Origin of the sequence: Streptomyces sp. NPDC047841, from assembly GCF_040704085.1 — a bacterium.
GTDB lineage: Bacteria > Actinomycetota > Actinomycetes > Streptomycetales > Streptomycetaceae > Streptomyces > Streptomyces argyrophylli.
The window spans coordinates 103756-115092 of the sequence record NZ_JBEYRP010000023.1 but is presented as its reverse complement, the minus strand read 5'-3'; the positions used below and the strand labels follow the sequence as shown (position 1 = coordinate 115092).

Genomic DNA, 11337 nt, shown 5'->3' with positions numbered 1-11337 from the left:
AGGCCGGGCACGCGCCGGACGCGCCCGTCGGCGGGCAGTCCCGCCGACTCGGGGCTCACCCGCGCGCGACGGGTGCGCAAAAAGGCGGCGATCTCGCTGCTGCGGTCCATACACCCAGTCTCGCCTGCCCCGCCGCTACCCACCCGCCGCTGGGTGGCCCTGCCAGTACCTGTCTCACCAGGGCCACCTGCGGGCCGCCGGGGCCGGTCTGGCGGTGGTCTGCTGGATGACAGGGGCCGCGACGGCCTACGTCCGGGTCCCGCTCCGCATCTCTTGTCTTTTCGAAGGGTGTCATCCCATGACCACCGAGACCTCTACCACGGCCTCCACCAGGCCCCTGAACGGCCGGGTGGCCGTCGTCACCGGCGCGTCCAGCGGCATCGGCGAGGCAACGGCCGAGCACCTGGCGGCACAGGGCGCCAAGGTCGCCGTGCTGGCCCGGCGCGCCGAGCGGCTGGACGACCTGGTCGCGCGCATCGGCAAGAACGGCGGCACCGCCGTGGCCATCACCGTCGACGTGACCGATGCCGCCGCCGTGCAGGCCGCCGCCGACCGTGTCCAGACCGAGCTGGGCGGCGCGGACCTGCTGTTCAACAACGCCGGCGTCATGCTGCCCGGTCCCGTCGAGGAGCTGCGCGCCGACCAGTGGCAGCGGCAGATCGACCTGAACGTCTCCGGGCTGATGAACGTCATCGGCGCGTTCACCCCGCAGCTGGTGCGGGCCGCCCAGGAGCGCGGTGTCGCCGACCTGATCAACACCTCCTCCAGCGCCGCGCAGAACCTCTACCCGACCTTCGCCGTCTACGCCGGCACCAAGGCGTTCGTCTCGCACCTGTCGAAGCACCTCAGGGTCGAGCTGGGCCCGAAGAAGGTCAGGGTCAGCGCGATAGAGCCCGGCATCGTGGGCACGGAGCTGCAGGACCACGTCACCGACACCGGCGCCCGCGAATGGCTGGAGGGGTCCAAGGACACCATCGACTGGCTCCAGTCGATCGACATCGCGCAGACCGTCGGCTTCATCGCATCCCTGCCGCTGCGGGTCAACCTCCCGCAGGTCTTCATCATGCCCACCGCCCAGGCCAGCTGACACACCCGCCGGACGTGCCCGGCACAGACACGTGTGCCTGTGCCGGCACGCCGGGCGACCATGCCGAGTCACTGCTCGCGTACACGTCGCACACGGCGCGCACACCGCAGGAGGCCGGCTTCCGCGCTCCGCGCAATCGCCGTACTCAGCGCGCCCCTCGATGCCCAGGACGGGAGGGGGAGAGGATGCGATGCTGGAGTGAGGGCCCCTCCACAGCCTGGTGACCACGTCCCGATGCGGCTCGCGAGGGACGCGGGGCGGGACCGTGCGGTCGGTCTGGGAGGCCGCCGGCCGGGGCACCGCTCACCGAGCGTCGCCAGGCGGCCTGACCGCGTGGGTCCGGTCAGGACCGCGACCGCCCCGGAAGGCAGGTGTGTCCCATGCGCACGTCGACCCGTATCGCCGGTGCCCTCACCGGCCTGACCCTCACCCTCGGCGGTGCGGTCCTCGCCGCTCCCGCGGTCCGGGCGGACATCCCCGCCTGCACACGGATGGCCGAGCTGGCCGGTGCCACCGCTTCCGGCTCCGTCACCGCGGCCTGCGGCCGTGGTGTGGTCGGAGACCTGCAGGGTTGTGTGACCGGGCTGACCGGGGCCGGAGTGCCGGGCGGCGCCGCGACCGGTGCCTGCCGGGCGGCGGCTCACGAACCGCGTTAGAAGCCCGCGCGCGGCAACCGCCCGCCGGTCTCCGAACATCTCCGCAGACGACTGCACAGCCGCCGGCGGACAGATCGTTTCACGCCCCTGTGCCGGTGACGCCTGCGCGCTGCCGGACGGGACCGCGCGCGCGATCACCTGACCGGTCCGCGCACGGCTGGGCGACCGGTCCGGCCGGTGCGCCCGGCGCGGTGGGCATGGGTGACGGCACCCGCCCCACCGTGGCTGTACCGACCTTGACACCCGTCTGAGCCAGATCCGATCCCGCCCGCCGCAACACCACGACCAAGGAGCCGGCCGGCCCGGTGCACCCGCCGGCCGGCTCCGCCGCGCTCGGCGACGACCCCGGCCACGACTCCGCCGTTCGGCCCATCAAGGACACCGGCCGCGACGCCGAAAACGACCAAGCGGAGTCGCCCGGCCCCACACCCCCGCGTTGCGGTACGCCTCCGTGTCCCAGACCGCCCCGATGACGGCGGTCCCGTACCCCGGCCGACAGGCCCGGAGGAGATCAGATCCCGCATGCGCGTCTTCCCGCCCCTGACCGCCGTCACCACCGCCGCGCTCCTGCTCGCCACGGTCACCGGCGCGGCTCCCGCCGCGGCGGACCGGAACGCCGACGGCACGCCGCTGGTCAAGGTGTCCCACGGCGACCCGTACGCGAAGTGCACCATCGGAGCGAGGTCCCCCGACAGCGTCGTCTACCCGGCCACCGAGGTCGAGCCGTACCTGTCCGTCGATCCGCGCGACCGCAGGCGCGTGGTCACCGTGTTCCAGCAGGACCGCTGGAACGACGGCGGCGCCCGCGGCCTGGCGGCCGGCTGGACCACGGACGGCCGCACCTTCCACCGGAGCACACTGCCGTTCAGCCTGTGCGCCCCCGGCGGCGCGGACTACGAACGGGCCTCCGACCCGTGGGTGAGCACCGGCCCGGACGGCACGGTGTACGCGAGCGGGGAGGGCGTCGACTTCACGAAGAGCACGCGCAGCGCCCTCCTGGCCGTCACGTCCCGCGACGGCGGCCGGACTTGGCACCACCTCACCACCACGCACGTCGACGAGCAGCCGTTCTTCAACGACAAGCCCTCACTCACCGCCGACCCGATCCGCAAGGGCACCGCCTACCAGGTCTGGAACCGCCTCGACAACGACCCGCCCGGCCCCGGCTCCCTCGACGGCCCCGGCTACATCTCCCTCACCCGCGACGGCGGCCGCACCTGGAGCAAGGCCCGGCGGTTCGTCGGCACCAGCACCGTGCCCAACACCCAGACCATCGGCCATCTCATCGTCGCCGACCGGCGCACCGGCATTCTGTACGACTTCTTCGACCGGATCACCTACTCCGGCGACCTGAGCACCGTCGTCGAAGCCCGCTACGAGATGGTCACCTCGAACGACGCCGGGAGGACCTGGAGCGCCCCGGTCACCGTGGCCCGGGACACCTCCGTACCGGAGGCCGACCCGAACGACCCCGCCAAGCAGCTGCGCGCGGCGGCCACCCTGCCGAGCCCGGCCGTCGACCCCGGGACAGGCACGCTGTACATGGCTTACGAGGGCTCGGACTTCTCCGGTGGACAGTTCGACTCCGTCCAGCTCGTGCGGTCCACCGACGGCGGACGCACCTGGAGCACCCCGGAGCTGATCAGCCGCAGGGGCGTACCGGCCTTCTCACCGTCGATCGCGGTCACCGAACGGGGCACGGTCGCGCTCACCTACTACGACCTGCGCTTCCTCACGCCCGGCGACACCACCACCCTGCCCACCGCCTACCAACTGGCCACGCTGCCGCACGGAAACCCGAAGCTGCGCACCGAACGACGGATCTCGCGGGTCTTCGACTGGCTGCGGGCGCCGTTCGCCGGGGGCTACTTCCTCGGCGACTACCAGGGCCTGGTGGCGGACGGCACGGGAGTACGGGCGGTGCTCACCGAAACCCACTCCGGCGCACCTCGGAACCGTACGGACGTGTACACCGGCCGTCTCCGCACCCCCTGACCGATAGCCTGCGTCACCATGATGCGAGCCTGGATACTGCCGATACTGCTGGTGCTCAGCGGCTCAGCCGTCGCGACCGGGCAGGTCTTCGCGGGGAACCCCGGCACGGCCGCCGCACTCCTGACGGCGTTCGTGGTGTTCGCCGGCGTGACCTCGCCCCTGGTCTTCCCGAGGTCGATCGGTGCGCGCGAGGCACAGCGCCGCAGCGCGGTCGACGGTCGCCCGGTCGTTTACTGGCGTCCGGGCTGCACGTACTGCATGAGACTGCGCATCCGGCTGGGCCGTGGCGCCCGCCGGCTGCACTGGGTCGACATCTGGCGCGACCCGGCGGGAGCCGCGGTGGTGAGGGCGGCCAACGACGGCAACGAGACCGTGCCGACCGTCGTCGTGGCGGGCCGGCCGCACACCAACCCCGATCCCGCCTGGGTACGCGAACAGCTCCGGGCCGGGCTGCCGCACTGACGGGCGCGCGGGCTCGCGTGCCCCCGCGCCCGCGCCGGGGCGCACCGGTCGGAGCCGGTGCGCCCCGGGGCGTCAGGACACCACCGCCTGCGCGTACGGGACGAGCCGGACGGGACCGACCAGGCCGTGGTCCTGGCGGGCCGTCGTGCCGAACACGGACGGCTGGGCGACCCGGAGCCGGTTGATGAGCGGCGTGGCCACTTCGATCTCGATGGCATTCTCGCCGCCGCGCAGGTAGGGGCCGACGTCGACGACGGGGTGCAGGCGGTCCACCGGGGGCACGGAGGTGCCGTTGACGGTGACACGGACGGTGTCGGAGACCTGCCCGAGTTCGAGGACGGCCCCGTGGGACGCGGTCCAGCCGTCCGGCAGGGTGACCTCGGTGCGGTAGCGGCCGACGCCCGCGGAGTCGGCCAGTTCGGGAATCCTCGACCAGGGCGCGAGCGCGTCCAGGGTGAGGGTGCGCCGGACGCGCTCGGTACGGGTCGGGTCCGAGCCGGGGTACCAGTCCTCGACCTCCAGCTCCCACGCCGCCGGGGTGATGGGGCCGGGCACGGACGGCAGGGTCGTGGTGACCGTGCGGCCGTCGGACAGACGGGTGGTGCGGGTGCGGGAGCCTGCCGCGCCGGCCCGCACGGTCAGTCCGCGGCCGGTGAACAGCACGTCGTCGGCGTCCGAGGCGACGGCGTGCGGACGGTTGCCGTAGCGGTCGCCGAACAGTCCCGGCCGCCCCAGCGCGACGATCACCGTCTCCCCGGGCTGGAGCGTGACGCGCAGGGTGACGTCGTCGCCGTCCCGGGTGTAGCGGGCGAGCCGCACCGCCCGGCCCGTCCAGGCGTCGAGGAGATACGGCACCGTGGCCCCCCGGCCGCGGGTGACGCGCAGGGTGACGTCGTGGTCGATCGTGGCCACCGCGGGCTTGACGGTCTCGGCGTGCTTGCCGTTGCACAGGTAGTAGAAGTCGGCGTCGTCCGTGGCCCGGTGGGCGTTGAGGAGCGTGGAGGAGGTGGCGTAGCGGACGTCGGGGGCGACACCGAGCTCGGCGAGCGCGTCGCCGACGGCGGCCTTGTCGGTGACCCGAACGACACCCGGCAGGGCGAGCAGCCGGGCCATCAGCGCGCGCAGCCGGTCGGTCTCCCCGTCGCCGGGCACCCCGGGGGTCAGGGCCTGGTCGAAGGCGCCGAACAGGACCATGGGCAGGCCCGCCTCGGCCAGTTTCAGCAGCTTGCGCGCGTCGCTGACGGCGAGCGTCGGGGTGGAGCCGTAGAAGAAGTCGCCCTCGACGAACAGCGCCTTGTAGGCGGGCCCGTCGGGCGCCAGCCGGCCGGCGCGGACGGTGGCGCTCGGCAGGTCGAGCAGCGGGCCGCTGAGGAACTGGTGGGTCCAGCCGAGGGGGATGCCGGTGGCGGTGAACCAGGATGCGCCGATGCCGGTGGCCGTGTAGCCGGTCTGCCGGAAGACGGCGACGTCGGCACGCGCGGTGCCGGTCTGCAGCACGCGGTGTACGCGGCCCAGGTAGCCGGCGATGTCCTCGGCATGGCCCCAGGTGGGCTGCCGGGGGCCCCACGACTCGCCGTAGCCGGGGGCGCCGTTGTACGGGCTGAAGGCGGCGAACCCGGGCCAGCTCACCTGCGGGGCGGTGGCGTAGGAGAATCCGTGCACGACGGTCTGGTTGACCCCCGCCGCGTACGCGCCGCCCATCGTCCGCAGGAAGCGGTCCCACGTGGTGCTGTACGCCGTGCCGTTGTACGCGCCGGCCTCGCAGGACAGCACCGTGCGCCCGGCCATGTCGCGGCCGCCGGCCAGGCAGCGGTAGTCGTCGAGGTTCTTGAAGCCGAGGGACTCGCCCTCGGGGATGTCCAGGATCGCCGCCGAGGCGATGGCGTCGGTCTGCAGTCCGTAGGGCTGCGAGCGCAGGGCCATGCCCAGCGAGTGCGCCCAGGTCCTGAGGGCGAGCAGGTGGTGACGGTTGAACAGCTCCGAGACGGTCTCCCAGAAGTCGTGCCTGATCTGCCGGGTGACCTGGGCCTCGAAGGCGAAGACCTGGTTGCTCTTGTCGAGGACGACGGCGGGCAGGTACGGCAGCAGGGGGCGCCCCGTGCGCTTCTCGAACGCGTCGGGCAACTGCGCGGTCCAGGTGAGGCCGTCGGTCTCCAGCTCCACCGAGTCCTCGAAGAACGCGCCGCCGGCGGCCTTCAGCAGGACCTTCAGCGACGGCGTCAGCAGGGAGTCCCAGAAGTCGGTGACGGCGGTGGTGCCCGCGGGGCTGAAGTGGTCGACGGCGTAGGCGGCGGGCGAGGAGTGCGGGCCGGACTCGGGCTGCTGTCCGGAACCGCGCTGCCAGTAGGAGATCAGGACCCAGTCGCCGTCCGCGGGCGCGGTCCAGGTCAGGGCGCCGCCGGTGACGGTGGCGGTCAGGTCGCGGACGCTGGCCAGGTCGAGGCCGGTCTCCTTGCGGGTGGAGTTCGCCGTGTCGACGCGGGCGGCCTGGACGGCGAGGAGCTGCCGGCGGGTCACGCCGGAGGCAGGCGCGCGCACGGGCTCCGGGACCGGACCCTGGTAGGTGGTTCCACCGGTGACGGAGGCGCGGCCGTAGGCGAGTTCCTGGGCGGCGGCCGCGTCGTCGGGGGTGATGCCGGGCACGGCCACGGGCCAGCTCGGGCCGAGGGTGAGGTCGACGGTGAGGCCGCGTCTCGCGGCGCGGCGCAGGGCGGACTCGACGCCGTCCAGCCACGGTCTGCTGCCCCAGCCGTGGCGGGCGGTGTCCAGCACCGACTTGTCCTTGATGCTGTGGTGGACGGCCGCGATCTCGACGCCGCCGAAGCCGGCGTCCGCGATCTGGTCGATCTCGCGGGCGATCTCGTCCGGGTCGACGAGGCCGTCCGGCCACCACCAGCGGAACTTGGGGCGCACCGAGCGCGGTGGATCGGCGAACCAGTCGGCGGCGGGAGCCGGCCCGGCGTCTGCGGGGAGGGCGGTCGCGGCCGGCGCCGTGGCACCGACGGCGGCCACGGCGCCCGCGGCCAGCGAGGCGGCGAGGACCGCGCGCCGTGACATCCCGCCGCGCTGCGAGACGAGTTCATGCATGTGCGCCCCAAAGGGTGAGTCGAGCAAGGGATCTTGACGTGCTGCGGCAGTGCTGGTGCCGATGTGACTGAATCGTTTCAGTTGAATCGTTTCAATCTGCTGTAAACGCCGGAACGCTAAGCCCCGTGCCGAGGCGGGGTCAAGAGGTCTGCGCGATGTCAGTCGGTCTGACCGGTGTGCCAGGGGTGGCCTTTGTCGACCATGCCGTCGGAGGCCCAGCAGAACAGGGGGAACCCGAGGGCGTGCAGCGCCTTGCGGGCTTCCACGATGTCCGGCTTCTCGCCGGTGGCGTCCTGGACGAGGTCGCGGACGTAGTGGAGTGTGACGCCGACGAGGACGTACCAGCTACCGGGCAGCCCGGTGGTGTGGTGGAGGGGGATGCGCCGGGAGGCGGCTGCCTCGACCTGCTCGCGGGTGAGCGCGCTCAGCGTGGTGGCCATGTGACCCCTCCTGCGAAGGCAACACCTGTGGAAACGGCGTGCTGATGGTACCGATTCCACCAGCACACCGAGCGCTCCCGATGCGGTCGGTCCGTCCGGCAGGCCCGCCGTGCGCGGCCCGGTGGCACCGGCCGGCCCGCACCCGAACGCCGCCGAGCCAGGTGTCGTCGTAGCCGAGGCGGGCCACGGCCGCGTGACCACCGCCCCGCACCCCGCGCCGTTCACCCGCCTTGCGCCGCCACCCCGTTCCGCCGTGCCCGCCACCCCGTATCGCCGCGCCACGAACTCGCCTTCATCGGAGCCCGAGGCGCCGCTCCCGGCGGCCGGCGACCGTGTGCGGCAGAGGCAGGGGGAGCCGACGCACGGGCCCCGCTGCCGCGCCGGGGTCAGGCCGGCTTGAGTCCCGGGGCGCCGGCTTCCGTGACGAAGGACGCCGCGGTCGTGACGGGCGCGCCGGGCCTGGTGACGTAGGGGACGGTCTTGAAGTCGGCGCGGGCCGCTTCCCGTCCGAGCGTGACGGTCACGTAGCCGCGCCGTCCGTTGTAGAACTTCATGTGCGGGTTGGCCGCGAGGTAGGTGGCCCAGTTGCCGGGCCGGTCCGCCCCGTCCCGCCCGCTGGTGATCGACGTGGTGACGATCTCCGTGCCCACGGTGCGGGAACCGGGGTCGCGGAAATCGCGCTTGACGTCGAACGCGTAGTGCACGTGCACGTCGCCGGTGAGGACCATGAGGTTCTCCACGCCGACGGCCTCGGCCCCCGCCAGGATCCGCTCGCGGGAGGCCGGGTAGCCGTCCCACGAGTCCATGGAGACCTTGGACGGCGTGGCGGTGGTGTTGTACCGCTGGGAGAAGGTGACCTGCTGCGGTACGACGTTCCACAGCGCCCGCGAGGCGCGCCAGCCGTCGATCAGCCACCGCTCCTGCGTGGCGCCGGTCAGCGTGCGCGCCGGGTCCTCGGACTCGGGACCGGGGTACTGCCAGCCGTCGCCGTAGGCCTGGTCCGAGCGGTACTGGCGGGTGTCCAGGACGTCGAACTGGGCGAGCCGGCCCCAGTGCAGGCGGCGGTAGAGCCGCATGCCGGATCCGGTGGGCAGCTGGGGGCGGCGCAGCGGCTGGTTCTCCCAGTACGCGCGGTAGGCGGAGGCGCGGCGCAGCAGGAACTCCTCGGAGGAGCCGCCGTCCTCCGGGGTGTCGTCGGCGTAGTTGTTCTCCGTCTCGTGGTCGTCCCAGGTGACGACGAAGGGGTGCGCGGCGTGCGCGGCCATCAGGTCCGGGTCGGACTTGAACAGGGCGTAGCGCAGCCGGTAGTCCTCCAGCGTCACCGTCTCGTGGTTGAAGTGGGCCGGGAGGACGCGGTCGGTGTAGCCGCGGTCGTTGCCGGTGGCGTTGACGGCGTACTCGTACAGGTAGTCGCCCAGGTGGAAGACGACGTCCACGTCGTCCTCGGCGAGGTGGCGGTACGCGGTGTAGTAGCCGTCGGCGTAGGCCTGGCAGGAGACGGCGCCCAGGGTGAGCGCGTGGGGACGGGTGCCGGGCGGCGGGGCGGTCCGGGTGCGGCCGGTGGGGCTCAGCCAGGAGCCGGCCCGGAAGCGGTAGAAGAAGACGCGGTCCGCCGGCAGGTGGGGGACCTCGACGTGGACGGTGTGGCTGAACTCGGGGTGGGCCGGGGCGGTGCCGCGCCTGACGATCCGGCGGAAGTCCGCGTCGTGGGCCAGCTCCCAGTGCACGGTGACGCGCTGCGCGGGCAGTCCGCCGTCGGGCTGGTACGGCTGCGGGGCCAGCCGGGTCCACAGCAGGACCGAGCCGGGCAGCGGGTCGCCGGAGGCCACGCCCAGCGTGAAGGGGTCGTCGGTGATTCTCCGGGCGTCCGACTCGCCGGCGGCGGCCGTGCCGGCGGCCGGCAGGTTCACGGCGAAGGCGAGCGCGGCGGCGGCGCCGGTGGCGGTGAGGAAGCGGCGTCGGCCGAGGTGCCTCGCTGCGGCGCGCAGTTCGGGGGCGTGCTGGGACGGGCGTGCTGCGGATGTCATCCGGTCTCTCCCCTGTCACGGTGCATGCAGGGGGTAGTTGACCCGGCCGTGACCACCGCGACGGGGCAGCGACCTGGCGGGAACATGACGTTCACATGACGGAAGGACATGTTCCGGCCCCTCGGCCGGTGCTCCTGAGCCGACCGCGGCGTCCCCCGAAGGGGCCCGCCGGGGTGCCGTCGTCAGGAGAAGACGACGGAGCGTACGAGCAGGCGGCCGGAGGCGCCGGCCCCCGGGGGCAGGCTGTAGTAGACGTCTCCTTCGCAGTCGACGTCGAGGAAGACGGTGGCGGTGGCGTCGGTGCGGTTCTTGGGCGCCCGGGAAGGAGCACCGGGCGCGGAGCCCGGCGCAGGGAGGGTGATGCACTCACCGCTGGCGGGATCGTTCAGGAAGCCGACGGCTTCGTATCCCTCGGCGGTGGTGTACGAGTAGCGGAACTGCCCGGTCGCCGCCGAGGCCGGACTGGGAACAGCGATGAGCAGCAGGAAAGCGCCGGCAGCGGCACCGGCGGCCGCTGCGATGGAGCGGAGAGGCACGAGAGGCTCCTTGCTGTCGAGGAAAGCCTGGTCAGTGCAAGCGATGCCCGTGCCGCTCATGAGCAAGCGTGGATTCCCTCGAACGGGGAGTGAGGGATCGTTTCTGGTAACTCATCAGGATGACGCGGCGATGGCCCGACGCACGCACGCACGCGCCGGGCCGGCCGGTTTGGCAGCCGTACGAAGGACAGCCGGCGGAACTCAGGCGTCCGGCACACCCTTGGACGACCTCGCCCCGTTGCCCGAACACATCACCGTGCGTGGCCTGATCCGGCGGGGACGGGCCACTCACCGCTGGGACGAACGACCGAACCGCGGATCATGACCGCACGCCTATCCGCGTGACCTCTGACTCGTCCAGCTGTGGGCCACGTCGACCACGACCCGGCCGTCCAGTCGGAGCACACGGAACGGCAGTCGGGCGCGTACACCCAGACCGACCTGCGTCCGGCCCTCGAAGGTGCCGCCGAACCGGGTGTCCCGGAAGGTGCGGTACCCGCTGACGTTCACACCGGGCAGGGCCTCGCCCACCTTCCCCGGGTAGGTGGGCTTGCCGGTCTCCAGGTCGTAACTCCACGCGTCGACGCGGATGTCGAGGATCGCCCCGCCGGCAACCGGTATGTACTGGCCCGAGGGGTCCGCGTACAACCGGTCGACGTACTGGACGTGGTAGCCGATGCGGTCGCCGCCGCCGGGCACGTCGAACACGATGCGGTCGTAGCACTCGTGCTGTCCGGTCCTGATGTCCTCCAGGTGCCCGGCGCCCACGGCGGCATCCCCCTTGGCGCCGCTGCCCCAGTCCGTCGGGCAGGCCGCCACCGGGCGCGGCCCCTCCACCGGGGCCGCGCCCGCGGTGCCCGCCGCCGTCCACAGCGTGGCCCCCGTGAGCACCGTCACCGCCACTGCCGCCCTGATTCGTCGCATCCTGTCCCCCTTGGCCGAGCCTGGGTCGCGGAACTCTGATGCCGGGTGAGACGGCCCGCCACCCCGGAAGGTTGTACGCCAGACAGGGACAAAACGGGGGATCTTGTACAGGCGGTCGAGCGA

Annotated in this window: 9 protein-coding genes and 1 pseudogene; 4 read left to right on the top strand and 6 right to left on the bottom strand. The window is 72.9% G+C overall.

Going from position 1 to position 11337, the window contains the following annotated elements; translation table 11 throughout:
* Window positions 1–110: pseudogene (locus tag AB0947_RS32630) on the bottom strand (transcriptional regulator); the annotation flags it as partial.
* A gap of 188 nt (window positions 111–298) precedes the next feature.
* Between AB0947_RS32630 and AB0947_RS32625 the strand changes: the two are divergent.
* The 4 genes from AB0947_RS32625 to AB0947_RS32610 all read left to right on the top strand — a co-directional run bounded on the left by AB0947_RS32625 (window position 299) and on the right by AB0947_RS32610 (window position 4200).
* Window positions 299–1087: an SDR family oxidoreductase gene (locus AB0947_RS32625; RefSeq protein WP_366753972.1), complete on the top strand. Its 789-nt coding sequence runs from the start codon at window positions 299–301 to the stop codon at window positions 1085–1087.
* A gap of 380 nt (window positions 1088–1467) precedes the next feature.
* A complete protein-coding gene (locus AB0947_RS32620) occupies window positions 1468–1743 on the top strand; it encodes a hypothetical protein (protein ID WP_366753971.1) in 276 nt (91 codons plus the stop codon).
* Between the two features lie 522 nt (window positions 1744–2265).
* Window positions 2266–3738: a sialidase family protein gene (locus AB0947_RS32615; protein ID WP_366753970.1), complete on the top strand. Its 1473-nt coding sequence runs from the start codon at window positions 2266–2268 to the stop codon at window positions 3736–3738.
* An 18-nt stretch (window positions 3739–3756) separates the two neighbouring features.
* Window positions 3757–4200, top strand: coding sequence for a glutaredoxin domain-containing protein (locus AB0947_RS32610; RefSeq protein WP_366753969.1), 444 nt, complete (start codon window positions 3757–3759; stop codon window positions 4198–4200).
* Between the two features lie 72 nt (window positions 4201–4272).
* Here AB0947_RS32610 and AB0947_RS32605 read toward each other — a convergent pair whose 3' ends face one another.
* The 5 genes from AB0947_RS32605 to AB0947_RS32585 form a co-directional block, all read right to left on the bottom strand.
* Window positions 4273–7287, bottom strand: a complete 3015-nt coding sequence (locus AB0947_RS32605) for a glycosyl hydrolase (RefSeq protein ID WP_366753968.1) — start codon at window positions 7285–7287, stop codon at window positions 4273–4275.
* Between the two features lie 158 nt (window positions 7288–7445).
* The gene (locus AB0947_RS32600; protein WP_366753967.1) at window positions 7446–7727 is read right to left on the bottom strand and encodes a hypothetical protein; all 282 of its coding nucleotides are present in this window, start codon (window positions 7725–7727) and stop codon (window positions 7446–7448) included.
* A 386-nt stretch (window positions 7728–8113) separates the two neighbouring features.
* A complete protein-coding gene (locus AB0947_RS32595) occupies window positions 8114–9754 on the bottom strand; it encodes an alkaline phosphatase D family protein (protein WP_366753966.1) in 1641 nt (546 codons plus the stop codon).
* A 182-nt stretch (window positions 9755–9936) separates the two neighbouring features.
* Window positions 9937–10290 carry a hypothetical protein gene (locus AB0947_RS32590; protein ID WP_366753965.1) on the bottom strand — a complete coding sequence of 118 codons (354 nt, stop codon included), beginning with the start codon at window positions 10288–10290 and terminating at the stop codon, window positions 9937–9939.
* Between the two features lie 333 nt (window positions 10291–10623).
* Entirely contained in the window at window positions 10624–11214 is a 591-nt protein-coding gene (locus AB0947_RS32585) for a hypothetical protein (protein WP_366753964.1), read from the bottom strand.
* Between the last annotated feature and the right edge of the window lie 123 nt (window positions 11215–11337).

Excerpts from the sequence above, each read along its gene's own strand:
- AB0947_RS32620 (WP_366753971.1), top strand. The coding sequence starts at position 1,468 with ATGCGCACGTCGACCCGTATCGCCGGTGCCCTCACCGGCCTGACCCTC.
- AB0947_RS32605 (WP_366753968.1), bottom strand. The coding sequence starts at position 7,287 with ATGCATGAACTCGTCTCGCAGCGCGGCGGGATGTCACGGCGCGCGGTC.
- AB0947_RS32610 (WP_366753969.1), top strand. The coding sequence starts at position 3,757 with ATGATGCGAGCCTGGATACTGCCGATACTGCTGGTGCTCAGCGGCTCA.
- AB0947_RS32585 (WP_366753964.1), bottom strand. The coding sequence starts at position 11,214 with ATGCGACGAATCAGGGCGGCAGTGGCGGTGACGGTGCTCACGGGGGCC.
- AB0947_RS32625 (WP_366753972.1), top strand. The coding sequence starts at position 299 with ATGACCACCGAGACCTCTACCACGGCCTCCACCAGGCCCCTGAACGGC.
- AB0947_RS32600 (WP_366753967.1), bottom strand. The coding sequence starts at position 7,727 with ATGGCCACCACGCTGAGCGCGCTCACCCGCGAGCAGGTCGAGGCAGCC.
- AB0947_RS32615 (WP_366753970.1), top strand. The coding sequence starts at position 2,266 with ATGCGCGTCTTCCCGCCCCTGACCGCCGTCACCACCGCCGCGCTCCTG.
- AB0947_RS32595 (WP_366753966.1), bottom strand. The coding sequence starts at position 9,754 with ATGACATCCGCAGCACGCCCGTCCCAGCACGCCCCCGAACTGCGCGCC.